The sequence below is a fragment of the Buttiauxella izardii genome, from assembly GCF_003601925.1.
In the GTDB taxonomy this organism is placed as follows: Bacteria; Pseudomonadota; Gammaproteobacteria; order Enterobacterales; family Enterobacteriaceae; genus Buttiauxella; species Buttiauxella izardii.
This window is the reverse complement of the sequence record NZ_QZWH01000005.1, coordinates 33624-57608: the sequence shown is the minus strand read 5'-3', so window position 1 is coordinate 57608 and position 23985 is coordinate 33624. Positions and strand designations below refer to the sequence as shown.

General features: G+C 52.0%; 20 protein-coding genes. All 20 read left to right on the top strand.

The features are described 5' to 3' along the window. Positions 1–821: 821 nt before the first annotated feature. The 20 genes from D6029_RS02905 to wcaM all read left to right on the top strand — a co-directional run bounded on the left by D6029_RS02905 (position 822) and on the right by wcaM (position 23876). The gene (locus D6029_RS02905; protein WP_120063328.1) at positions 822–1955 is read left to right on the top strand and encodes a polysaccharide export protein; all 1134 of its coding nucleotides are present in this window, start codon (positions 822–824) and stop codon (positions 1953–1955) included. 6 nt (positions 1956–1961) lie between these two features. Next, the gene (gene wzb, locus D6029_RS02900) at positions 1962–2405 is read left to right on the top strand and encodes a low molecular weight protein-tyrosine-phosphatase Wzb (RefSeq protein ID WP_120063327.1); all 444 of its coding nucleotides are present in this window, start codon (positions 1962–1964) and stop codon (positions 2403–2405) included. Positions 2406–2407: 2 nt separating this feature from the next. After that, a complete protein-coding gene (wzc, locus tag D6029_RS02895; RefSeq protein WP_120063326.1) occupies positions 2408–4576 on the top strand; it encodes a tyrosine-protein kinase Wzc in 2169 nt (722 codons plus the stop codon). A gap of 118 nt (positions 4577–4694) precedes the next feature. Further along, positions 4695–5531 (top strand): colanic acid biosynthesis glycosyltransferase WcaA, encoded by an 837-nt coding sequence (gene wcaA / locus D6029_RS02890; protein ID WP_120063325.1) that lies wholly within the window; start codon positions 4695–4697, stop codon positions 5529–5531. A 2-nt stretch (positions 5532–5533) separates the two neighbouring features. Beyond that, positions 5534–6019, top strand: coding sequence for a colanic acid biosynthesis acetyltransferase WcaB (wcaB, locus tag D6029_RS02885; protein ID WP_120063324.1), 486 nt, complete (start codon positions 5534–5536; stop codon positions 6017–6019). Then, positions 6016–7233: a glycosyltransferase gene (locus D6029_RS02880; protein ID WP_120063323.1), complete on the top strand. Its 1218-nt coding sequence runs from the start codon at positions 6016–6018 to the stop codon at positions 7231–7233. The genes wcaB and D6029_RS02880 overlap by 4 nt, the downstream gene beginning before the upstream one ends. Next, the gene (gene wcaD, locus D6029_RS02875) at positions 7208–8428 is read left to right on the top strand and encodes a colanic acid polymerase WcaD (protein WP_120063322.1); all 1221 of its coding nucleotides are present in this window, start codon (positions 7208–7210) and stop codon (positions 8426–8428) included. The genes D6029_RS02880 and wcaD overlap by 26 nt, the downstream gene beginning before the upstream one ends. A gap of 11 nt (positions 8429–8439) precedes the next feature. Next, positions 8440–9192, top strand: coding sequence for a colanic acid biosynthesis glycosyltransferase WcaE (gene wcaE, locus D6029_RS02870; RefSeq protein WP_120063321.1), 753 nt, complete (start codon positions 8440–8442; stop codon positions 9190–9192). 54 nt (positions 9193–9246) lie between these two features. Then, positions 9247–9798: a colanic acid biosynthesis acetyltransferase WcaF gene (wcaF, locus tag D6029_RS02865; RefSeq protein ID WP_120063320.1), complete on the top strand. Its 552-nt coding sequence runs from the start codon at positions 9247–9249 to the stop codon at positions 9796–9798. A gap of 374 nt (positions 9799–10172) precedes the next feature. Beyond that, positions 10173–11294, top strand: coding sequence for a GDP-mannose 4,6-dehydratase (gmd, locus tag D6029_RS02860; protein WP_034496631.1), 1122 nt, complete (start codon positions 10173–10175; stop codon positions 11292–11294). 2 nt (positions 11295–11296) lie between these two features. Continuing rightward, positions 11297–12262 carry a GDP-L-fucose synthase gene (gene fcl / locus D6029_RS02855; protein ID WP_120063319.1) on the top strand — a complete coding sequence of 322 codons (966 nt, stop codon included), beginning with the start codon at positions 11297–11299 and terminating at the stop codon, positions 12260–12262. Positions 12263–12264: 2 nt separating this feature from the next. Then, on the top strand, positions 12265–12744 hold the full coding sequence (locus D6029_RS02850) for a GDP-mannose mannosyl hydrolase (RefSeq protein WP_120063318.1): 480 nt from the start codon (positions 12265–12267) through the stop codon (positions 12742–12744). Beyond that, a complete protein-coding gene (gene wcaI / locus D6029_RS02845) occupies positions 12741–13961 on the top strand; it encodes a colanic acid biosynthesis fucosyltransferase WcaI (protein WP_120063317.1) in 1221 nt (406 codons plus the stop codon). Before D6029_RS02850 ends, wcaI begins: the two co-directional genes overlap by 4 nt. A gap of 17 nt (positions 13962–13978) precedes the next feature. Next, positions 13979–15418 (top strand): mannose-1-phosphate guanyltransferase, encoded by a 1440-nt coding sequence (gene cpsB, locus D6029_RS02840; protein WP_120063316.1) that lies wholly within the window; start codon positions 13979–13981, stop codon positions 15416–15418. Positions 15419–15472: 54 nt separating this feature from the next. Further along, positions 15473–16843, top strand: coding sequence for a colanic acid biosynthesis phosphomannomutase CpsG (cpsG, locus tag D6029_RS02835; protein ID WP_120063315.1), 1371 nt, complete (start codon positions 15473–15475; stop codon positions 16841–16843). 123 nt (positions 16844–16966) lie between these two features. Then, a complete protein-coding gene (gene wcaJ, locus D6029_RS02830; RefSeq protein ID WP_120063314.1) occupies positions 16967–18361 on the top strand; it encodes an undecaprenyl-phosphate glucose phosphotransferase in 1395 nt (464 codons plus the stop codon). A gap of 11 nt (positions 18362–18372) precedes the next feature. Then, entirely contained in the window at positions 18373–19845 is a 1473-nt protein-coding gene (locus D6029_RS02825; protein WP_120063313.1) for an MOP flippase family protein, read from the top strand. A 79-nt stretch (positions 19846–19924) separates the two neighbouring features. Next, on the top strand, positions 19925–21205 hold the full coding sequence (gene wcaK, locus D6029_RS02820) for a colanic acid biosynthesis pyruvyl transferase WcaK (protein WP_120063312.1): 1281 nt from the start codon (positions 19925–19927) through the stop codon (positions 21203–21205). Beyond that, the gene (wcaL, locus tag D6029_RS02815) at positions 21202–22422 is read left to right on the top strand and encodes a colanic acid biosynthesis glycosyltransferase WcaL (RefSeq protein WP_120063311.1); all 1221 of its coding nucleotides are present in this window, start codon (positions 21202–21204) and stop codon (positions 22420–22422) included. The genes wcaK and wcaL overlap by 4 nt, the downstream gene beginning before the upstream one ends. 29 nt (positions 22423–22451) lie before the next feature. Continuing rightward, positions 22452–23876 carry a colanic acid biosynthesis protein WcaM gene (gene wcaM, locus D6029_RS02810; protein WP_120063310.1) on the top strand — a complete coding sequence of 475 codons (1425 nt, stop codon included), beginning with the start codon at positions 22452–22454 and terminating at the stop codon, positions 23874–23876. Positions 23877–23985: the final 109 nt, after the last annotated feature.

Below are 23985 nucleotides of genomic sequence, written 5' to 3'. Positions count from 1 at the left end.
TGAAATAATGGATACTCGACGGGGAAATTGCAATGTCAGACGCGGGATAAATCCATCCAGACCAAATTTAAGTCATTTTCACGATTAATTCCCTTTAATAACCAGGGTAAATAATTAATTATTTTGCGTAATAAGCAACTATCGCTTTTTCTTATATTAGAAATCACATGAGATAGTTCTGTATATGCTCACTCGATTTATCAGTTATTAATTTTCTGTCAATATAAAGAAAATCCTAAACGCATGTAAATGTGCTGTTAATACTATTCTTAAAAGACAGAGTATCGTTATATGCCGCCTTGCCTGATATAGGGTTAGCTGTAACAATCGATATCGGTGTCTGACATTAGATGTATTTTTTATATTTTCTGAAGCCTTAGTATTTAACCTGGTACCACGGGTTTTATTTTCTCAGATAATTCTTTGAATTTAATCCCTGCAACCATTAACCCTTATAACTTGTCTTTTTTCAGTAGGTTGGTGACTGTAAGCCAGGGGCGGTAGCATGCCAGAAGGCCAGAGAATAAGCCTTAATTATTCTGTCAATAGGATGTCCGGAAATAAGAGTTTTTTTAGGATTGATGCCAGATATTTTCTGCGGAAATCAGGTTTAAATTCAAGCCTCATTCAAAAACCTAACGAGTCACTTATTTTATAGCCTAAATAATTCAAGTTGCAGGTAGGCGGCAAGGGAGCTTATCCCCAGGAGCTTACTTAAGTAAGTGACTGGGGTAAGTGAGTGCAGCCAACACCCCTGCAACTTGAAGTATGACGGATATATTCGTTCAGGATAATTACTCTGCCATAGTGATAAATACTCAATGATAAAATACAAACTTAAATTGATGCCTTTATTGGTGTCGGTGACCCTTATGAGCGGTTGCACAGTCCTGTCCGGTAGCAATATGTCTACCATGGGGAAAGATGTTATCAAGCAGCAGGATTCAGACTTCAATCTGGACAGGATGGTTAACGTTTATCCGCTAACGCCGCGCCTGGTTGAACAATTACGTGTACGCCCGGCGGTCGCTCAGCCAAATATGTCTCTCGACCAGGAAATCGCGGCGTACCAATATCGCGTGGGGCCAGGCGACGTGCTGAACGTCACCGTCTGGGATCACCCGGAACTCACCACACCAGCCGGCCAATACCGTAGCTCAAGCGATGCCGGTAACTGGGTACAGTCTGATGGCACGATGTTCTATCCGTATGTCGGCAAAGTCAAAGTCACCGGTAAAACCCTCTCTGAAATTCGTAGTGATATTACCAGCCGCCTTGCGACGTACATCGCAGACCCGCAGGTGGACGTTAATATCGCTGGGTTCAGATCTCAAAAAGCCTACGTTTCAGGCCAGGTCAATAAATCAGGCCAGCAGGCGATCACCAACGTGCCGCTCACTGTTCTTGATGCGATCAACGCCGCAGGCGGCCTGACCGATGCTGCTGACTGGCGCAACGTGGTGCTCACGCACAACGGCAAGGAAAAACGTATTTCCCTGCAAGCGCTGATGCAAAACGGCGACCTGAGCCAAAACCATCTGCTTTACCCTGGCGACATTCTATTCGTGCCACGTAACGACGACCTGAAAGTGTTCGTGATGGGCGAAGTGAAGAAACAGACCACCCTGAAAATGGACTTCAGCGGCATGACGCTGACCGAAGCGCTCGGCCAGGCCGAAGGTCTGGATATGACCGCCTCCAACGCCAGCGGCATCTTTGTCATTCGTCCAATCAAAGAGAAGCAGGGCGGCAAAATCGCCAACATTTATCAGCTTGATATGTCCGATGCGACATCTCTGGTGATGGGCACCGAATTCCAGCTGCAACCGTACGACGTGGTGTATGTGACCACCGCACCAGTGACGCGTTGGAATCGCCTGATCAACCAACTGCTGCCAACCATCAGTGGCGTTCGTTATATGACGGATACCGCCAAAGATATCCACACCTGGTAACGCGCTATGTTCAACAAAATCTTGGTTGTCTGTGTCGGGAACATTTGTCGTTCCCCAACCGCTGAGCGGTTACTAAAAAGCTATCAACCGCAGCTGACTGTCACTTCGGCAGGGCTCGGGGCGCTGGTGGGGAAGGGGGCTGATGATGGCGCGATTCGTGTGGCGCAACAGCATAACCTCTCGCTTGACGGCCATTGCGCGAAGCAGGTTTCCGGCAAAATGTGCCGCGAATATGACCTGATCCTCGCCATGGAAAAACGCCATATCTCCGCAATTTGCGAAATGGCTCCAGAGATGCGCGGCAAAGTGATGCTGTTTGGTCACTGGGATGCGGAACGGGAAATCCCCGATCCGTATCGCAAAAGCCACGACGCTTTTGAAGCGGTTTACGGTCTTCTGGACCAGAGCGCCCAGAAATGGGCTAACGCACTCAACGCTCATCAGGGATAACAATGACAGAAAAATCACGCCGTTCGAGCGCCCCGACTGAGGGCAATGACGAAATTGATATTGGCCGATTGTTTGGCACGGTTCTCGAAGCCCGCTGGTGGGTTTTGGGGATCACCGCCGTCTTCGCCATTCTCGCCGCTATTTATGCGATGTTTGCCACGCCCATCTATAAAGCCGATGCGCTGGTGCAAATTGAACAAAATGCCGGTAACTCGCTGGTTAACGACATCAGTTCTGCGCTTTCTAACAAGCCGCCAGCGTCCGCTGCGGAAATGCAGCTGATTCAATCGCGCCTGGTTTTAGGGAAAACCGTTGACGATCTTAACCTTGATATCGCGGTTGAGAAAAACAGCTTCTGGCTGTTAGGCGCGGGTTGGGATCGGTTGCAGGGCCGCCAAAATGACACCGTCGTTGTCGATACTTTTAACCTCCCGGCAGGGCAGGGTAAAAATATCTTCACCGTCGAAGTGCTGAGTCCAACGCAATATCTGCTCACCAGCGACAACGGCTTTAGCGCCAAAGGGCAAGTCGGCCAAACGCTGAGTAAAGACGGCGTCACCCTGAGCGTGAGTGCGATTAAAGCGCAAGTGGGCGACACATTCACCGTCACCAAATACTCCACGCTGGGCATGATTAACCAGATTCAGGGCAACCTGGTGGTGGCTGAAAACGGTAAAGATACCGGCGTACTGAGCCTGTCTTATACCGGCGAAGATCGCGACAAGATCCGCGACATCCTCGACAGCATCACCCGTAACTACCTTGAGCAAAACGTGCAGCGCAAATCGGAAGAAGCGGCGAAAAGCCTCAAATTCCTCGCGCAACAATTGCCGGAAGTCCGCACCCGTCTTGATGCGGCTGAAAACAAGTTAAACGCTTATCGCCAACAGCAAGACTCTGTGGATTTGCCGCTGGAAGCGAAATCTGTTCTCGACACTATGGTGAACATTGATGCGCAGCTCAACGAGTTGACCTTCAAAGAAGCCGAGATTTCCAAGCTCTACACCAAAGTTCACCCGGCGTATCGTACGCTGCTGGAAAAACGTAAAACGCTGGAACAAGAGAAAGAACGCCTGGAAGGCCGCGTGACGGCAATGCCAAAAACGCAGCAAGAAATTGTGCGTTTAACGCGTGATGTGGAATCCGGCCAGCAGGTTTACATGCAATTGCTGAACAAACAGCAAGAGCTGAAAATCACCGAGGCCAGCACCGTGGGCGATGTGCGTATCGTTGATGCGGCGATTGCCCAGCCGGGCATGGTCAAACCGCAACGCGCGCTGATTATTCTCGGCAGCATCATTCTTGGCCTGATGCTTTCCGTGATGGGCGTGCTGCTGCGTTCACTGTTCAATCGTGGCATCGAAAGCCCGGCGGCGCTGGAAGAAGCGGGGATTGGTGTTTACGCCAGCATCCCACTTTCTGAATGGCAGAAATCTCGCGATAACGCCACGGTGCGCGGTGTGAAGGCCACCAAACGTAATAAACAAAGCCAGTTGCTGGCGGTGGGCAATCCAACGGATCTGGCCATCGAAGCGATTCGCAGCCTGCGCACCAGCTTGCACTTCGCCATGATGCAGGCGTCAAACAATGTCCTGATGCTGACCGGGGTTAGCCCGTCGATTGGTAAAACGTTTGTCTGCGCCAACCTCGCCGCAGTCATCAGCCAGACCAATAAACGTGTGCTGCTGATCGACTGCGATATGCGCAAAGGCTATACCCACGAACTGCTGGGCACTACCAACACCAATGGCCTTGCGGAAGTGCTGACCGGGCAGGCGGAAATTTCGCGCTGCGCGCAAAAAACCTCAGTGCCTAATTTTGACCTCGTGCCGCGTGGCGTGGTGCCTTCCAACCCTTCTGAACTGCTGATGAGCGAGCGTTTTGGTGAGTTGGTGAAATGGGCCAGCCAGAACTATGACCTGGTGCTGATTGATACCCCGCCAATTCTTGCTGTTACCGACGCCGCCATTGTCGGTCGCCATGCTGGCACCACACTGATGGTGGCGCGTTACGCGGTGAACACGCTCAAAGAAGTCGAAACCAGCCTCAGCCGCTTTGAACAAAACGGCATCAACGTGCGCGGCGTGATCCTCAACTCTATCTTCCGCCGTGCGGCAGGGTACGAGGATTACGGCTACTACGAGTACGAATATAAATCTGATGCGAAATAATTGAGTTTGTCGCCCTCACCCTAAGCCTCTCCCCCTGGAGAGGGGATCTTTTGCTCCTTCTCCCTCTGGGAGAAGGCCGGGATGAGGGGGGTTACATAACAAGACTTTGGGGAGCGCCATGAATAACCCACTTATCTCTATTTATATGCCGACATGGAACCGTCAACAGCTGGCAATCCGCGCCATAAAATCGGTGTTGCGCCAGGATTATGAGCACTGGGAAATGTTAATCGTCGACGACTGTTCCTCTTCTTTTGAGCAGCTCCAGCGATTTGTTGAAGAACTCGGCGACCCGCGCGTGCGCTATACCCGCAATGATTTCAACTCCGGCGCGTGCTCGGTGCGCAACCAGGCCATCAGCCAGGCAACGGGCGAATTGATTACCGGTATTGATGACGATGATGAATGGACGCCTAACCGCCTGTCGGTGTTTCTCGAGCACAAGCATCAACTGGTGACGCACGCTTTCTTGTATGCCAATGATTATGTTTGTGAAGGGCAGGTTTATTCGCAGCCAGCGAGTTTGCCGTTGTACCCGAAATCACCGTTTTCATTAAAGCTGTTCTATAAGCGCAACATTATCGGCAATCAGGTATTTACCTACGCCAGCCGCTTCAAGGCTTGCCTGTTTGATACCACATTGGCTGCGGCTCAGGACTACGACATCTTCCTGCGCATGGTGGTGGAATACGGTCAACCGTGGAAAGTGGAAGAAGCCACGCAAATTCTGCATATCAACCACGGTGAAATGCAGATCACCAAATCGCCAAAAAAGTTCGCCGGATACTTCCACTTCTACCAAAAGCACAAAGACAAATTCGACCGCGCCAGCAAGAAATATCAGCTGTTTACCCTGTACCAAATCCGCAATAAACGCATGTCGATGCGCACCTTATTAGCCTTGCTGAGTGTGCGAAACACCAAACGTCTTGCCGACGGACTACGGGGGAAATAACCGTGCTTGAAGATCTGCGCGCCAATTCCTGGAGCCTGCGCCCGTGCTGCATGGTGCTGGCTTATCGCATCGCCCATTTCTGCTCGGTGTGGCGCAAAAAAAGCGTCATCAACAACCTGTGGGCGGCCCCGGTCATTCTGCTTTATCGCTTCGTTACCGAATGCCTGTTTGGCTATGAAATTCAGGCGGCGGCCACCATTGGGCGGCGTTTTACCATTCACCACGGTTATGCCGTCGTTATCAATAAATTCGTGGTGGCCGGAGACGACTTCACCATTCGCCACGGCGTCACCATTGGCAATCGCAGCAAAAACGATGATTGCCCGGTGATTGGCAACGGTGTCGAGCTAGGCGCGAATGTGGTGATTATTGGTGACATCACCGTGGGAAATAACGTGGTGGTCGGTGCGGGAAGTGTGGTGCTGGACAACGTGCCGGACAATGCGCTGGTCGTCGGCCAGAAAGCGCAAGTAAAGGTTATAAAATGAATATCTTACAATTCAACGTGCGCCTGGCGGAAGGCGGTGCGGCGGGCGTGGCGCTGGATCTGCATCAGCGCGCTAACGCCGCCGGTTTTAGCTCACGTTTCATTTATGGTTACGGCAAAGGCGGCAAGAAAAGCGCCAGCCACGATAAATTCGCTGGCGTTGAAAAACACACGCCGCGCCTGACCTCGATTGCCAACATCATTCTGTTTCGCTTCTTCAACCGCGACCCATTTGGCAATCTCAATAATCTGTATCGCAAAGTCACTCGCGCCAGCGGCCCGGTGGTTCTGCATTTCCACGTGGTTCACAGTTACTGGCTGAATCTGGAAGAAATGGTGACGTTTTGCCAGCGCGTGAAAGCCCATAAAGCGGATGTCACTTTCGTCTGGACGCTGCATGACCACTGGAGCATTACCGGGCGTTGCGCGTTTCTCGATGGCTGCGACGTCTGGAAAACCGGCTGCCAGAAATGCCCGACGTTAAATAACTATCCTCCGGTAAAAACCGACCGCGCTCATTTATTGGTGGATACCAAGCGCCAGTTATTCCGCGAAATGTTAGCCCTCGGCTGCCAGTTTATTTCCCCAAGCCAGCATGTGGCTGATGCTTTCAATCGCATTTACGGGGCAGGGCGCTGCAAAATTATCAATAACGGAATCGACGTCGCAACCGAAGCGATTCTGGCTGAACTGCCACTGACAAGTACGGCGAGTGACAAACCGAAAGTCGCGGTGGTGGCGCACGATTTACGTTATGACGGCAAAACCAATCAGCAACTGGTGCAGGCCATTATGGCGCTGGGCGATGAAATCGAGCTGCATACCTTCGGTAAATTCTCGCCGTTCAACGGCCCGAACGTGGTGAATCACGGTTACATGACCGACAAAAAAGCGCTGATGAGCGAGCTCAATAAAATGGACTCGCTGGTATTTAGTTCGCAGGTGGACAACTACCCGCTGATTTTGTGTGAAGCGCTGTCGATTGGCGTGCCGGTGATCGCCACGCAAAGTGACGCCGCAGATGAAGTGCTGCGCAAAGTCGGCGGTAAAACCTTCAATGACGCGCGCGTGCTCGAACTGGTGAAAATGCCAAAAGAGCAACTCGCGCAGCAGGTGTTTGGCAAAGATTTGCACAGCTTCAAAACTGCAAGTCGCCAGGCGTTCAGTGGGCAACAGATGCTGGAGGAATATGTCTCGTTCTATCAGAATCTGTAGTTATCTGCTGCTGCCGTTTATCTATCTGGTGGTCAACGTCAAGTTGGCCTCACTCGGAGAAAGCTTCCCGATAACGATAGTCACCTTCTTGCCCGCTATCCTCTTTTTGTACATTGAACGCATCAGCGTCAAAAAATTGATGATTGCTTTGGGCATTGGTGCGGGACTCACCGCATTTAACTACATCTTTGGTCAGTCGCTGGATGCCAGCAAATATGTCACCTCGACATTATTGTTCGTTTATATCGTGCTGATAATGGCAATGACCTGGAGCTGCCGCTTCGAAACTATTTCACAACGTAATCACCGTATGTTATTAAGGTTATTTTACGGTGTCGTCGGCATTATTGTGACGCTGGCGGCGGCAGAAATGGCTCAGATTATCCTTACCGGCGGCAGTAGTTTAATTGAGAAAATTTCGAAGTTTCTTATATACAGTAATAGCTATGTTCTGAACTTTATTAGCTTTGGCGGTAAACGTACTACCGCGTTATATTTTGAACCGGCGTTCTTCGCTCTGGCGTTAATCTCAATTTGGCTCAGCATCAAACAGTTCGGTATCAAAACCCCCAAAACTGATGGTATGATTCTTCTCGGGATAGTGCTTTCCGGATCGTTTTCAGGGGTAATGACTTTTATCCTGTTTTATCTGCTGGAATGGGCATTTCAATACCTTAATAAAAGTGCCATAAAGAAGAAGTTGCCGCTGGCGATAATTTCTCTTTCCGTGTTTTTAGTAGGGTTAATATTCGCGTTTCCTTATATCGCCACGCGTCTGGGGGATTTGGGAACGGAAGGTTCATCATCGTATTACCGTATTATTGGCCCCCTGGCGATGGTCGGGCATTCCTTAACCAATATTGATGGCGTAGTACGATTCGGATCTTTATATGAATATGTCGCATCATTCGGAATCTTTAACGGTGCGGATGTCGGTAAAACAGTAGACAATGGTTTGTATCTGCTAATTATCTATTTTTCATGGTTCGCGGTATTACTGACAGTTTGGTATATGTGGAAAGTCATTAAAATGATGCGCACGGCATTTGGTAATAATGAAAATTACCGTGTGCAATTATGGCTGTTTACTCCTGTATCACTGTTTTTTACCGGTTCAATTTTTAGCCCTGAATATGCTTTCTTAATTGTTTGCCCGTTTATTTTGCGTAAGGCACTCAATATTACGAACAGTTGAGGTCAATAATAATGCTATTAAGTGTCATCACTGTTGCCTATAAAAACCTCGCCGGGATAGAAAAAACCTGGCAGTCGCTGGCTCACCTGGCGAAGGCACCGGGCATCGCATTTGAGTGGATTGTGGTTGATGGTGGCTCGCAAGATGGTACGGCAGAATTTCTGAAAAACCTGAGCGGGCAGTACAACTTACGTTACGTCAGTGAGAAAGATAACGGTATTTACGATGCGATGAATAAAGGCATTGAACTGGCTCAGGGCCGTTATGCTTTGTTCCTCAACTCCGGTGATATTTTCCATCCGGATATCGTCAATGTCGTCAGCCAACTTGCTGCAAGGCCGTTAACCGAAAACGCCATGATTATTGGCGATGCATTATTAGACTTTGGTGATGGTACGAAAATAGAGCGTCGTGCAAAACAGGGGTGGTATATTTACCACAGTTTGCCTGCCAGCCATCAGGCGATATTTTTCCCGATGGATGGTCTGCTGAAATACCCTTATGACCTGCAATATAAAGTGTCTTCAGATTACGCGCTGGCCGCCAAAATGTATAAGAGCGGTTATGAATTTAAGCGCGTCAATGGAATAGTCTCCGAATTTTCCATGGGCGGCGTTTCGACAACCAACAATGTTGAATTATGCCGTGATGCAAGAAGCGTACAGCGCAGAATATTACGCGTTCCCGGTTTTATTGCAGAGTTATCTTATAAATTACGTTTGCGTACCACCGGAAAATCAAAAGCACTTTATAACAAAGCCTGATTTTGTAGGTCGGATAAGCGCAGCGTCATCCGGCAATAAAACGAAGGGTACATTATGCAGGAATTAAATGGCTTCTCGGTGCCGAAAGGTTTCCGGGGTGGCAACGCGATTAAAGTGCAATTGTGGTGGGCGGTTCAGGCAACATTATTTGCCTGGTCACCACAAGTATTATATCGCTGGCGCGCCTTTTTATTACGCTTGTTTGGCGCACGAATCGGTAAAGGCGTGGTGATTCGCCCGTCAGTAAAAATTACTTATCCATGGAAATTAACGCTCGGCGATTATGCCTGGGTCGGTGATGACGCGGTGTTATATACACTAGGCGATATCACCATTGGTGCCAATTCTGTGGTGTCACAAAAGTGTTATTTATGTACTGGCAGCCACGATTATATGAGCAAGTATTTCGATATTACTGCCACACCAATTGTTATTGGTGAGAAATGTTGGCTTGCCACGGATGTCTTTGTTTCACCTGGCGTCACTATTGGCAATGGCACCGTCGTCGGTGCTCGCAGCAGTATTTATAAATCATTACCGGCAAATGCCGTTTGCCGGGGTAATCCGGCAGTCGTTATTCGGCAACGCATTACGCCCTCACCCTAACCCTCTCCCCCAGGAGAGGGAATTGGATCGAGTCCCGTTATTCCCCCTCTCCCTCAGGAAAGGGAATTGGATCGAGTCCCGCTATTCCCCCTCTCCCTCAGGAAAGGGAATTGGATCGAGTCCCGCTATTCCCCCTCTCCATCAGGAAAGGGAAATGGATCGAGTCCCGTTATTCCCCCTCTCCCCCAGGAGAGGGAATTGGAACGAGTCCCGTTATTCCCCCTCTCCCCCAGGAGAGGGAATTGGATTGAGTCCCGTTATTCCCCCTCTCCCTCAGGAGAGGGAATTGGATTGAGTCCCGTTATTCCCCCTCTCCCTTAGGGAGAGGGCTGGGGTGAGGGTGATACACAAATGTTAAAAGAGGAAAATCTATTATGACTAAAGTAGCTCTCATCACGGGTGTTACCGGACAAGACGGCTCTTATCTGGCGGAACTGCTGCTGGAAAAAGGTTATGAAGTTCACGGTATTAAACGTCGCGCTTCTTCTTTCAACACTGAACGTGTTGATCACATTTACCAGGATCCTCATTCAGGCAATCCAAAATTCCATCTGCACTACGGTGATCTGACGGACAGCTCAAACCTGACCCGTATTCTTTCCGAAGTGCAGCCGGATGAAGTGTATAACCTGGGTGCCATGAGCCACGTTGCGGTTTCTTTTGAATCCCCGGAATACACCGCTGACGTTGATGCAATGGGTACTCTGCGCCTGCTGGAAGCGATTCGCTTCTTAGGCCTTGAGAAGAAAACCCGTTTCTACCAGGCGTCGACTTCTGAGCTGTACGGCCTGGTGCAGGAAACGCCGCAGAAAGAAACCACTCCTTTCTACCCGCGCTCCCCGTATGCAGTTGCCAAACTTTACGCCTACTGGATCACCGTAAACTACCGCGAATCGTACGGCATGTTTGCCTGTAACGGCATTCTGTTTAACCACGAATCCCCACGCCGTGGCGAAACCTTCGTCACCCGTAAAATCACCCGCGCTATCGCCAACATCGCACAGGGCCTGGAAAAATGCCTGTATCTGGGCAACATGGATTCCCTGCGAGACTGGGGCCATGCCAAAGACTACGTGAAAATGCAGTGGATGATGCTGCAACAAGACAACCCGGAAGACTTCGTCATTGCGACCGGCGTTCAGTATTCCGTACGTGAATTTGTCGAAATGGCAGCGGCACAACTGGGCATCAAACTGCGCTTTGAAGGCACCGGCGTTGACGAAAAAGGCATTGTTGTTTCCGTCACCGGCCATGACGCGCCAGGCGTGAAACCAGGCGATGTGATTATCTCCGTTGACCCGCGCTACTTCCGTCCTGCTGAAGTGGAAACCCTGCTCGGCGACCCAACCAAAGCACACGAAAAACTGGGCTGGAAGCCAGAAATCACACTGCGTGAAATGGTCGGCGAAATGGTAGCCAAAGATCTCGAAGCGGCGAAAAAGCACTCGTTGCTGAAGTCACACGGCTACGAGGTTGCCATCGCGCTGGAGTCCTGAGTATGAATAAACAACGTATCTTTGTTGCTGGCCATCGCGGGATGGTCGGTTCCGCCATCGTGCGTCAGCTTGAGCAACGTGCAGACGTTGAACTGGTGCTGCGTAACCGCGACGAGCTGAACCTGCTGGACGGCACGGCGGTTAATGCATTTTTTGCCGAGCAGCGTATCGACCAGGTTTATCTGGCGGCGGCGAAAGTGGGCGGAATTGTTGCGAACAACACCTACCCGGCTGACTTCATCTACGAAAATATGATGATCGAAGCCAACATTATTCACAGCGCGCACACGCACAACGTGAATAAGCTGTTGTTCCTCGGCTCCTCGTGCATCTATCCAAAAATGGCGAACCAGCCAATGGCGGAAACCGAGCTGCTGCAAGGCACGCTTGAAGCGACCAACGAGCCGTATGCGATTGCCAAAATCGCCGGTATCAAACTGTGCGAGTCCTACAATCGCCAGTTCGGTCGCGATTATCGCTCGGTCATGCCAACCAATTTGTATGGCCCGAACGATAACTTCCACCCGAGCAATTCGCATGTGATCCCGGCGTTGTTGCGCCGTTTCCACGAAGCGACGGCGCAAAATTCGCCGGATGTGGTGGTGTGGGGCAGCGGTACGCCAATGCGTGAATTCCTGCACGTCGACGATATGGCCGCCGCCAGCATTCACATTATGGAACTCGCCAGCGAAGTGTGGCAGGAAAACACCGAGCCGATGCTTTCGCATATCAACGTCGGCACCGGTGTGGACTGCACCATCCGCGAGCTGGCGCAGACCATCGCGAAAGTGACCGGCTACCGTGGGCGCGTGGTGTTTGACGCCACTAAACCTGACGGTACGCCGCGCAAACTGCTGGATGTGACGCGCCTGCGCCGCCTGGGCTGGTATCCGGAAGTCACGCTGGAACCTGGCCTTGCCAGCACTTACCAGTGGTTCCTCGAAAACCAACAGCGGTTCCGGGGGTAAATATGTTTCTGAGTGCTGAAGACTTCTCAACCGTTGTCCGCTCCACGCCGCTGATTTCCATTGATTTAATTGTGGAAAATCAGGCGGGAGAATTCCTGCTGGGCTTACGCACTCAACGTCCGGCACAGAACTTTTGGTTCGTGCCGGGTGGCCGGGTACAGAAAGATGAAACGCTGGAGCGGGCTTTTGCTCGCTTAACCGAAGCCGAATTAGGCCAGCGTTTTACCCTTTCCGACGGTGAGTTTTACGGCGTGTGGCAGCATTTTTACGACGACAATTTCTCCGGCCCGGAATTCTCAACCCACTATGTGGTGTTGGGGTTCCGCCTGCGAGTTGATGCCGAAAAACTGCAACTGCCCGACGCACAGCACAGCGATTATCGCTGGTTAACGCCGGAGCAATTGCTGGCTCGCGACGATGTGCATGACAACAGCCGTGCCTATTTTCTCGCCGACAAGGCAGATAAGGTCATCGGATTATGAAAATTCTGGTGTACGGAATTAACTATTCCCCAGAACTGACCGGCATCGGCAAATACACCGGCGAGATGGTGGAATGGATGACGAGCCAGGGCCATGAGGTGCGGGTGATTACCGCACCACCTTATTACCCGGTCTGGGAAGTGCATCCCGATTATTCGGCGTGGAAATACAAAAAAGAAATCGGTGCCGCCACCGTCTGGCGTTGCCCGCTTTACGTACCAAAACAACCCTCAACCTTAAAGCGCCTGATTCATTTGGGCAGCTTTGCGCTGAGCTCGTTCTTCCCGCTGATCGCGCAACGTCGCTGGAAAGCGGATCGCATCATTGGTGTGGTGCCGACGCTCTTTTGCGTGCCGGGTATGCGCCTGCTCGCAAAATTGAGCGGCGCACGCACGCTGCTGCACATTCAGGATTACGAAGTTGACGCCATGCTCGGCCTGGGAATGGCGGGCAAAAAACAGGGCAAAGTCGCCAGACTGGCACAGCGCTTTGAACAAAGCGGGCTGCATAACGTTGATAACGTTTCGACTATTTCGCGCTCGATGATGAACAAAGCGGCAGAGAAGGGCGTGGAGCCGGGCAAAGTGATCTTCTTCCCGAACTGGTCGGAAGTAGAGCGTTTTCGCGGCATTTCGCCGGAAGACGTTCTGGCGGTACGCAACGACCTGCAACTGCCTGCGGATAAAAAAATCATTCTTTATTCCGGCAACATCGGGGAAAAGCAGGGGCTGGAAACCGTCATTGAAGTGGCGGAGCGTTTTGCTCATCAGCCATATCTGTTTGTGATTGTCGGGCAGGGCGGCGGCAAAGCTCGCCTTGAAAAACTGGCGCAGGAAAAAGGGCTGAAAAACGTCGTTTTCCATCCGCTTCAACCTTACAACGCGCTGCCTGCCTTGTTGCGCCTGGCGGATTGCCACCTGGTGATTCAACGCCGTGGCGCGGCGGATGCCGTGTTGCCATCGAAGCTAACCAATATTCTTGCCGTGGGCGGAAATGCGGTGATTACCGCAGAACCGGATACCGAACTCGGCCAACTTTGCGACGCGTATTCCGGTATTGCCGTGTGTGTAGAGCCTGAGTCGGTTGACGCGTTAGCCGACGGCATCGAGCGCTGCCTGCAATTGCCGGTACACAACACGGTGGCATGTGAATATGCCGAGCGCACGCTCGAGAAAGACAGCGTGCTGAACCAATTTATCGCAGACATTACTGCATAAGAAATCGGGGTTAAATCATGAGTCACAGTCAACTCTACCCAGTCATTATGGCTGGCGGAAACGGTAGCCGGTTGTGGCCGTTGTCCCGCGTACTTTACCCGAAACAGTTCCTGTGCCTGAAAGGCGAACTGACGATGCTGCAAACCACCATCAGCCGCCTGAACGGCGTGGAGTGCGAAAGCCCGGTGGTGATTTGCAACGAAGAACACCGCTTTATTGTTGCCGAACAACTGCGTGAGCTGAACAAGCTGACGGAAAACATCGTGCTGGAGCCAGCCGGGCGTAATACCGCTCCAGCCATTGCGCTGGCGGCTCTGGCGGCGGTGCGTAACCAGCCGCAAAACGACCCACTGATGCTGATTCTTGCAGCCGATCATGTGATTCAAAACGAAGACGCTTTCCGCGACGCGGTGCGCAACGCGCTGCCGTTTGCTGAAGCCGGAAAATTAGTCACGTTCGGTATCGTGCCCGACCTGCCAGAAACCGGTTATGGCTATATTCGCCGTGGCGAACTGGCGAACAGCTCAGACGTTGACGCCGTCGCCTTTGGCGTGGCGCAGTTTGTGGAAAAACCGGATATCGACACCGCGCAGGCTTACGTTGCCAGCGGCGAATATTACTGGAACAGCGGCATGTTCCTGTTCCGCGCCGGACGCTATCTCGAAGAACTGAAAAAATTCCGCCCGGATATTCTCGATGCCTGCGAAAAAGCGATGGCGAACATCGACCCGGATCTCGATTTTGTACGCGTTGACGAAGCGGCATTTTTGGCCTGCCCGGACGAATCTATCGACTACGCGGTGATGGAAAAAACTGCCGATGCGGTGGTGGTGCCGATGGATGCGGGCTGGAGCGACGTGGGCTCTTGGTCGTCGCTGTGGGATATCAGTGCCAAGAATCAGCAGGGTAATGTGCACCACGGCGATGTGATCAGCCACGACACCGAAAACAGCTACATCTATGCGGAATCAGGCCTGGTAACCACCGTTGGTGTGAAAGATTTGATCGTGGTGCAAACCAAAGATGCGGTGCTGATCGCCGACCGTGACCACGTCCAGAGCGTGAAAAAAGTGGTTGAGCAAATCAAATTTGATGGCCGCCACGAACACCACAACCACCGCGAAGTGTATCGCCCGTGGGGCAAATATGACTCCATCGACGAAGGCGACCGCTACCAGGTGAAACGCATCACCGTGAAACCGGGCGAAGGCTTGTCTCTGCAAATGCACCATCACCGCGCCGAACACTGGATCATCGTGGCGGGCACCGCAAAAGTGACGCTGGGTGAAGAGACAAAACTGCTCGGTGAAAACGAGTCCATCTACATTCCGCTGGGCGTGACGCACTGCCTGGAAAACCCCGGAAAAATCCCGCTCGACCTGATTGAAGTGCGTTCCGGCACTTACCTCGAAGAAGACGACATCGTCCGTTTCGAAGACCGTTACGGGCGCATTTAACTTCTGTCGGATGACGCTGCGCTTATCCGACCTACGAAATTCAGGATGATGATTATGAACAAACTGACCTGCTTTAAAGCCTACGACATCCGTGGAAAGCTCGGTGAAGAGCTGAACGAAGACATCGCGGAACGCATTGGCCGCGCCTATGGCGAATACCTGAAACCGAAAACCATCGTGCTGGGCGGCGACGTGCGCCTGACCAGCGAATCACTGAAACTGGCGCTGGCAAAAGGGTTGCAGGATGCGGGCGTGGACGTGCTGGATATTGGCCTGTCCGGCACCGAAGAAATCTATTTTGCCACCTGGCATCTGAACGTGGACGGCGGCATTGAAGTAACCGCCAGCCACAATCCGATGGACTACAACGGCATGAAACTGGTGCGTGAAGGTGCCCGCCCAATCAGCGGCGACACCGGCCTGCGCGACGTGCAGCGTCTGGCAGAAGCGAACGACTTCCCGCCGGTGGATGCGGCAAAACGCGGCAGCTACCAGAAAGTGTCGGTGGTTGAGGCATATATCGATCACCTGTTCTCGTACATCAACGTGGCAAACATCAAGCCGCTGAAACTGGTGATTAACTCCGGTAACGGCGCGGCAGGCCCGATTGTTGATGCTATCGAAGCGCGTTTTAAATCCCTGAACGTGCCGCTGACGTTTATCAAAGTCCACAACACACCGGACGGCAACTTCCCGAACGGTATCCCGAACCCGCTGCTGCCGGAGTGCCGTGACGACACGCGCAATGCGGTGATTGAACACGGCGCGGATATGGGCATCGCCTTTGACGGCGATTTCGACCGCTGCTTCCTGTTCGACGAGAAAGGGCAGTTTATCGAAGGCTATTACATCGTCGGCCTGCTGGCGGCGGCATTCCTCGAAAAACAGCCGGGCGCGAAAATTATTCACGACCCGCGCCTGTCATGGAACACGGTGGATATCGTCGAACGCGCAGGCGGCACGCCGGTGATGTCGAAAACCGGACACGCGTTTATCAAAGAGCGTATGCGCCAGGAAGATGCGATTTACGGCGGCGAGATGAGCGCTCATCACTATTTCCGTGACTTTGCTTACTGCGACAGCGGGATGATCCCGTGGCTGCTGGTGACCGAGCTGTTGTGTCTGAAAGGCAAAACCCTCGGCGAGCTGGTGTGTGACCGCATGGCGGCGTGGCCAGCAAGCGGGGAAATTAACAGCAAGCTGGCAGACCCGAAAGTGGCGATTGCCCGTGTTGAGCAGCATTTTGCGCCGCACGCAGAGGAAGTCGATAACACCGACGGCATCAGCATGGCGTTTGTCGACTGGCGCTTTAATTTGCGCAGCTCGAACACCGAGCCGGTGGTGCGCCTGAATGTGGAATCGCGTAGCAATGAAAAGCTGATGCAGGCGCGAACGCAGGAAATTATGGAACTGTTGAATCAGTGATTTGACCAGGCATAGGTCGCCCTCACCCTAACCCTCTCCCCCAGGAGAGGGAACTGAAAGGTTTTCTCCCTCTCCCTGCGGGAGAGGGGCGGGGTGAGGGGTAATCTTAATAAAGGTAAAACGATGACAAACCTAAAAAAGCGCGAGCTGCCAAAAACGAACGCATCGTTAATCTCTATGGTGCAACGTTTTTCCGACATAACCATTATGTTTGTTGGCTTATGGGTAGTGTGTCAGGTCAACGCGTTACCGTTTTTGTATATGCATTTACTGATGGCGTTGCTGGCCCTCGTCGTCTTTCAAATGATTGGTGGAATTACCGATTTTTATCGCTCCTGGCGCGGCGTGAGAATTTCCAGCGAGCTGATGTTGCTGCTGCAAAACTGGACGCTGAGCCTGATTTTCAGCGCCGGACTGCTGGCGTTTAACCCGGACTTCGACGGCTCATTCTGGGTGTATCTGGCCTGGTATGTGTTAACCAGCTTCGGCATGGTGATGTGCCGCTCGTTCATCCGTTTCGGTGCCGGTTGGCTGCGCAATATGGGCTACAACACGCGCCGCATCGCGATCGCAGGTTCTATGCCCGTCGGTTACACGTTAGCTGAAAGCTTCCGCAACGAGCCGTGGTTGGGTTTCGATGTGATGGGCGTTTACGACGACGAACAGCCAGAAACAAAACATGGCGATTATGCGGGATGTTTCGCAGATTTAGTCGAGCAAGCGCGGGCAGGGCGCATCGACAACGTTTATATCGCGATGGCGATGAGCGAAGAAATTCGCATTAAAAGTCTGGTGCGTGAACTGACGGACACCACCTGTTCGGTGATGCTGATTCCGGATGTTTTCACCTTCAATATTTTGAATTCCCGCACCGAAGAAGTGAACGGTGTGCCGGTGGTGCCGCTGTTTGACACGCCGCTCAACGGTATCAACCGCATCCTGAAACGCCTCGAAGACATCGTGCTTTCCGCGATGATCCTGCTGTTTATTTCCCCGGTGTTGCTGTGTATCAGTGCGGCGGTGAAATTGACTTCTCCAGGCCCGGTGATCTTCCGCCAGACGCGCTACGGCATGGACGGCAAGCCGATCAAAGTGTGGAAATTCCGCTCCATGAAGGTGATGGAAAACGATGCGGTTGTGACGCAAGCCACCAAAGGCGATAAGCGCGTGACGCCAGTGGGCAACTTCCTGCGCCGTACTTCGCTTGATGAACTGCCGCAGTTTATCAATGTGCTGATGGGCGAGATGTCGATTGTTGGCCCGCGCCCGCATGCGGTGGCGCATAACGAACAATATCGCTCGCTGATTGAAGGCTACATGTTGCGTCATAAAGTGAAGCCGGGGATCACCGGTTGGGCGCAAATCAACGGCTGGCGCGGTGAAACCGACACGCTGGAGAAAATGGAAAAACGCGTTGAGTTTGACCTGGAATATATCCGCGAATGGAGCCTGTGGTTCGACATCAAAATTGTCTTCCTCACCATTTTCAAAGGCTTTGTGAATAAAGCTGCGTATTAAGTGAGTCTTCAATGAGCCTGAGAGAAAAAACCATCAGCGGCGCGAAATGGTCGGCTATCGCCACGGTGATTATTATCAGCCTTGGCCTGGTGCAGATGACCGTGCTGGCGCGGATTGTCGACAATCACGAGTTTGGCCTGCTGACCATCTCGCTGGTGATTATCGCGCTGGCCGATACGCTGTCGGATTTTGGCATTGCCAACTCGATTATTCAGCGTAAAGAAATCAGCCACCTTGAATTGACGACGCTGTACTGGCTGAATGTCGGCCTCGGTTTGGTGGTGTTTGCCGCCGTGTTTTTACTTAGCGACGTAATTGCCTCGGTGCTGCATGCGCCGAAGCTTTCCCCGCTGATTAAAACGCTGTCGTTTGCTTTTATCGTCATTCCCCACGGGCAACAGTTCCGCGCATTAATGCAAAAGGAACTGGAGTTTTCAAAGATTGGCTCAATTGAAACGGTATCGGTTTTAGCCGGATTTAGCGTGACGGTGGGGGCGGCGATGTTTTACCCGTTCGCCATGACCGCGATTATCGGTTATCTGGTCAATACCGTGGTTCGCACCTCGTTGTTCGGCTTTTTCGGACGCAAGATTTACCGACCTGGCCTGCATTTCTCCCTGAAATCCGTCGGTTCAAATTTGAAGTTTGGCGCGTGGCTGACGGCTGACAGCATTATCAATTACGTCAATACCAACCTTTCCACGTTAGTGCTGGCGCGTATTCTCGGGGCCAGCATCGCTGGGGGTTATAACCTCGCATATAACGTGGCCGTTGTGCCGCCGATGAAGCTGAACCCGATTATCACCCGCGTGCTGTTCCCGGCATTTGCCAAGATTCAGGACGACACCGAAAAGCTGCGCATTAACTTCTACAAACTGCTGTCGATTGTGGGGATCATCAACTTCCCGGCGCTGCTCGGCCTGCTGGTGGTGTCGAATAATTTCGTGCCGTTGGTGTTTGGTGAAAAATGGCAGTTTATTACCCCGATTCTGCAACTGCTGTGCGTGGTCGGCCTGCTGCGTTCCATCGGCAACCCGATTGGATCGCTGCTGATGGCGAAAGCGCGCGTTGATATCAGCTTTAAATTCAACGTCTTCAAAACCTGCTTATTTATCCCGGCGATTATCGTCGGCGGGCATCTGGCGGGCGCGCTCGGCGTGACGCTCGGCTTCCTGTTTGTGCAGGTGGTGAACACGGTTCTGAGCTATTTCGTGATGATTAAACCGGTGCTCGGTTCCAGCTATCGCCAGTACATCCAGAGCATCTGGCTGCCGTTTTACCTTTCCCTGCCAACCATTGTGGTCAGCTATTTGCTGGGCGTTGCTCTGAAAGGGCATCTGTCGCTCGGCCTGTTACTCGCGGCACAAATCGCGGCGGGCGCGCTGGCCTTTATCGTCATGCTTTTGATTTCGCGTAACGCGCTGGTAGTGGAGATGAAGCGCCAGTTCATTCGTATTCACCCTCACCCTAACCCTCTCCGTTAGGGAGAGGGAATTAGCCGTATTCTCCCTATCCTGGGGGAGAGGGCTGGGGTGAGGGCGCCTATTAGAAAAAGAGGTCTGTATGAAATTATTAATTCTTGGCAACCACACTTGCGGCAACCGTGGTGACAGCGCCATTTTGCGCGGGCTGATTGATGCCATCACCACGATTGATCAATCGGTGGAAGTTGACGTGATGAGCCGTTATCCGGTGAGTTCCGCCTGGCTGCTGGGCCGCCCGGTGATGGGCGATGGCCTGTATAAGCAGATGAAACAGCACAACAATGCGGTGGGGCTGATGGGGCGCGTGAAGAAAGTGCTGCGCCGTAAATATCAACACCAGGTTTTATTGGCAAAGGCTACGGATAACGGGCGTTTGCGCAATATTTCCATTCCGCAGGGCTTTATTGATTTCGTGAAATCGCTGCAAAAATACGACGCGATTATTCAGGTCGGCGGCTCGTTCTTTGTCGATTTATACGGTGTTTCGCAGTTTGAACACGCGCTGTGCAGCTTTATGGCGAAAAAGCCGGTTTACATGATTGGCCACAGCGTGGGGCCGTTCCAGGACCCGCAATTTAACCATCTGGCGAGCTATGTGTTCGGCAATGCGGAATCGCTGATTTTGCGTGAATCCGTCAGCCTGAAATTGATGCACCAAAGCAATATCGACAGCAGCAAAGTCGAGCAGGGCGTGGATACCGCCTGGCTTGTGGATCATCACAACGACAATTTTGCCCCGAGCTATGCGGTGCAGCACTGGCTCAACACCATCAAGCGCAAGAAGACCGTGGCGATTACGCTGCGTGAACTTGCCCCGTTCGATAAACGCCTCGGCACCACGCAAAAAGCGTACGAGCAGGCATTTGCCGCAGTGGTCAATCGCGTGATTGAAGACGGTTACCAGGTGCTGGCGCTGTCGACCTGTACCGGCATCGACAGTTACAACAAGGACGACCGCATGGTGGCGCTCAATTTGCGCCAGTACATCAATGACCCTGAGCAATATCATGTCGTCATGGACGAGCTGAACGACCTGGAAATGGGCAAGATTCTGGGCGAGTGCGAGCTGACCGTCGGCACGCGTCTGCATTCTGCGATTATCTCCATGAACTTCGGCACGCCTGCGATTGCTATAAATTACGAACACAAATCTGCGGGCATCATGCAGCAGCTTGGCTTGCCGGAAATGGCAATTGAAATCCGCCAGTTGCTCGATGGTTCGCTCCTGAGCGTGGTGGCGGATGTGTTAGGGCAATTACCTGCGATTAACGAACGCCTGGGGCATGCGGTGCGCGCCGAACGAGAAGATGGCCTGCGCATGGTGGAATCGGTATTAACGCGTATTAAGGGGAAAAAATGAAAGTCGGTTTCTTTCTGCTTAAATTCCCGGTGGCGTCCGAAACCTTCGTGCTTAATCAGATAACCGCGTTTATCGATATGGGATACGAGGTGGAGATTGTTGCCATCCAGAAAGGCGATTTGACCAACACGCATTCCGCGTTCAAAGAGTACGGGCTGGCGCAGAAAACCACCTGGCTGATGGATGAACCTGCGGGAAAGGTCGCAAAACTGCAATCGCGCGCGTTGAATACGCTGCGGGGTTCCCTGCGTCCACGCACCTGGCGGGCGTTGAATGCCAAACGCTACGGCGAGGAAGCGCGCAATCTGATTTTGTCGTCAATTTGTGGGCGTCACTCGCAAACGTTGCACGCCGATGTCTTTATTGCGCACTTCGGCCCGGCGGGTGTGACAGCGGCAAAACTGCGTGAGCTTGGCTTGCTGAAGGGCAAAATTGCGACGGTGTTCCACGGCATTGATATTTCAGGCCGTGAAGCTCTGAATCACTACACGCCGGAATACCAAAAGCTCTTTACTCGCGGCGATTTAATGCTGCCCATAAGCAAGTTATGGGCGGGGCGCTTGCAGAAAATGGGCTGCCCGGCGGCGAAAATCAACGTGTCTCGCATGGGCGTTGACATGGAGCGCTTCTCGCAACGCGCGGTAAAGGCTCCCGCCAAAACGCTGGAGATTATTTCAGTGGCGCGGTTAACCGAGAAAAAAGGGCTGCACGTTGCTATCGACGCCTGCCTGTTGCTTAAAGAGCGCGGCGTGAAGTTCCGCTACAACATTCTTGGTATCGGCCCATGGGAAACGCGCCTGCGCACGCTTATCGAACAAAATCAGCTCGACGATGTGGTGTTTATGCCGGGCTTTAAACCCAACCACGAAGTGAAAGCGATGCTGGATGACGCCGATGTGTTCCTGCTGCCTTCTATTACCGGCGAAGATGGCGATATGGAAGGGATTCCTGTGGCGTTGATGGAAGCGATGGCGGTCGGCATTCCGGTGATTTCTACCGTTCATAGCGGTATTCCTGAACTGATTGATGCCGGGCGTTCAGGCTGGCTGGTGCCGGAGAAAGATGCGGCAGCCCTCGCAGATTGCTTACAGGCGTTCGGCAACATCGACGCCAGTGAATTGAAGCCAATGCTGAACTTGGCGCGCGAAAAAATTGAGACGGAGTTCAACCAGAAAATTATCTACCAAGAATTAGCTCGTCAGCTACATACGCTGTAAACCCACCGAGTGAACTATCACGAGGACGTATGCCGAATAAATTTCAATCAACTCCCGCCACTTTTTCTTCCTCCCGCCGCAAACTGTTAAAAGCCAGCTCTGTGCTGGCTGCGGTGCCATTCATTTCTCCTCGCGGTGTATTTGCCGCTGCTGGCAAAAGCGAGGCCAGCGTTCAAAAATTCTATCGCGGTGACTGGATTGCCGCTTTCAAACAGGCTTTCGCCGCCGCTGATACCGTGACCGTTCCCGCCGATTTAGTTTGCGACAACATCAACACCGCCATCTTTATGCCCGAAGGTAAAATTCTGCACGTTGCGGGTGGCTTAAAAGGCAACGGCAAAGGGCGCTTTGTGATGCAGGACGGCTGCCAGATTTTAGGCGAGAAGGGCGGACGATTTAACAATATCACCCTTGATGTGCGGGGGTCGGACTGCACTATTAAAGGGATTGATATGAGCGGCTTTGTGCCGGTCACGCAGATTTATATTGGTGGTAAAGAGAAGCGCACCATGCGCAACCTGGTGATAGACCACATCACGGTGCACGATGCGAACTACGCCATTTTGCGGCAAGGGTTCCATAACCGCATGGAAAACGTGAAGATCACTAACGGGCACTTTAGCCATTTGCAGGGCGATGCTATCGAGTGGAATGTGGCGATAAACGACCACAACCTGCTTATCTCCGACCACGTCATTGAAAACATTGATTGCACCAACGGCAAGATAAACTGGGGCATCGGGATTGGCCTGGCGGGCAGTACCTACGACAACGACTACCCGGAAGACCAGGCGGTAAAAAACTTCGTGGTGGCGAATATCACCGGCAGCAACTGCCGCCAGTTGGTGCACGTTGAAAACGGAAAACACTTCATTATTCGTAATATAAAGGCCCGCAATATAAACCATACCTTCAGTAAGAAGGCGGGAATTGATAACGCCACCGTAGCTATTTATGGCTGTGATAATTTCGTACTTGATAATATCGAGATGAAAGAGAGTGCCGGATTTTTAATTGGTTATGGTGTGATCAAAGGTAAATATTTATCTATTCCACAAAATTTTAAACTAAATAACATCGTGCTTGATAATACGAATATGCAGTTCAAAAGCCGCGGAATACAGATATCGTCGGGCAATGCGACCTCGTTTGTGGCTATCACTAATGTTGTGATGAAGCGCGCAACCCTTGAGCTGCATAACAAACCGCAACACTTGTTTCTGAGAAACATCGATGTGATGCAGTACGCTGACGCCGGACCTGCATTGAAGCTTAATTTTGACCTGCGCAAAGACGTGCGCGGCCGCTTTATGGCCAAAGATGAGACGTTGCTGTCGCTCGCCAATGTGCGGGCGGTGAACGAGAAAGGACACAGTTCGGTGGACATCGACCGCGTTGACCAGCGGTATGTGAATAGTGAGAGGTTGAATTTCACGTTGCCAGTCGCGAAGTAATAGTTTGTCAAATCACTTTGCGAATTTTCCGACCTTTATAATGGAGTAATACAAAGAGTTGGATTTGCGTGATTTGTTAAGAACGTTAAGATGCAGTACTAATTCAGGG

Coding starts and splice junctions, on each gene's coding strand:
- D6029_RS02905 (WP_120063328.1), top strand. CDS start 822: ATGATAAAATACAAACTTAAATTGATGCCTTTATTGGTGTCGGTGACC.
- wzb (WP_120063327.1), top strand. CDS start 1,962: ATGTTCAACAAAATCTTGGTTGTCTGTGTCGGGAACATTTGTCGTTCC.
- wzc (WP_120063326.1), top strand. CDS start 2,408: ATGACAGAAAAATCACGCCGTTCGAGCGCCCCGACTGAGGGCAATGAC.
- wcaA (WP_120063325.1), top strand. CDS start 4,695: ATGAATAACCCACTTATCTCTATTTATATGCCGACATGGAACCGTCAA.
- D6029_RS02880 (WP_120063323.1), top strand. CDS start 6,016: ATGAATATCTTACAATTCAACGTGCGCCTGGCGGAAGGCGGTGCGGCG.
- wcaD (WP_120063322.1), top strand. CDS start 7,208: ATGTCTCGTTCTATCAGAATCTGTAGTTATCTGCTGCTGCCGTTTATC.
- wcaE (WP_120063321.1), top strand. CDS start 8,440: ATGCTATTAAGTGTCATCACTGTTGCCTATAAAAACCTCGCCGGGATA.
- wcaF (WP_120063320.1), top strand. CDS start 9,247: ATGCAGGAATTAAATGGCTTCTCGGTGCCGAAAGGTTTCCGGGGTGGC.
- gmd (WP_034496631.1), top strand. CDS start 10,173: ATGACTAAAGTAGCTCTCATCACGGGTGTTACCGGACAAGACGGCTCT.
- fcl (WP_120063319.1), top strand. CDS start 11,297: ATGAATAAACAACGTATCTTTGTTGCTGGCCATCGCGGGATGGTCGGT.
- D6029_RS02850 (WP_120063318.1), top strand. CDS start 12,265: ATGTTTCTGAGTGCTGAAGACTTCTCAACCGTTGTCCGCTCCACGCCG.
- wcaI (WP_120063317.1), top strand. CDS start 12,741: ATGAAAATTCTGGTGTACGGAATTAACTATTCCCCAGAACTGACCGGC.
- cpsB (WP_120063316.1), top strand. CDS start 13,979: ATGAGTCACAGTCAACTCTACCCAGTCATTATGGCTGGCGGAAACGGT.
- cpsG (WP_120063315.1), top strand. CDS start 15,473: ATGAACAAACTGACCTGCTTTAAAGCCTACGACATCCGTGGAAAGCTC.
- wcaJ (WP_120063314.1), top strand. CDS start 16,967: ATGACAAACCTAAAAAAGCGCGAGCTGCCAAAAACGAACGCATCGTTA.
- D6029_RS02825 (WP_120063313.1), top strand. CDS start 18,373: ATGAGCCTGAGAGAAAAAACCATCAGCGGCGCGAAATGGTCGGCTATC.
- wcaK (WP_120063312.1), top strand. CDS start 19,925: ATGAAATTATTAATTCTTGGCAACCACACTTGCGGCAACCGTGGTGAC.
- wcaL (WP_120063311.1), top strand. CDS start 21,202: ATGAAAGTCGGTTTCTTTCTGCTTAAATTCCCGGTGGCGTCCGAAACC.
- wcaM (WP_120063310.1), top strand. CDS start 22,452: ATGCCGAATAAATTTCAATCAACTCCCGCCACTTTTTCTTCCTCCCGC.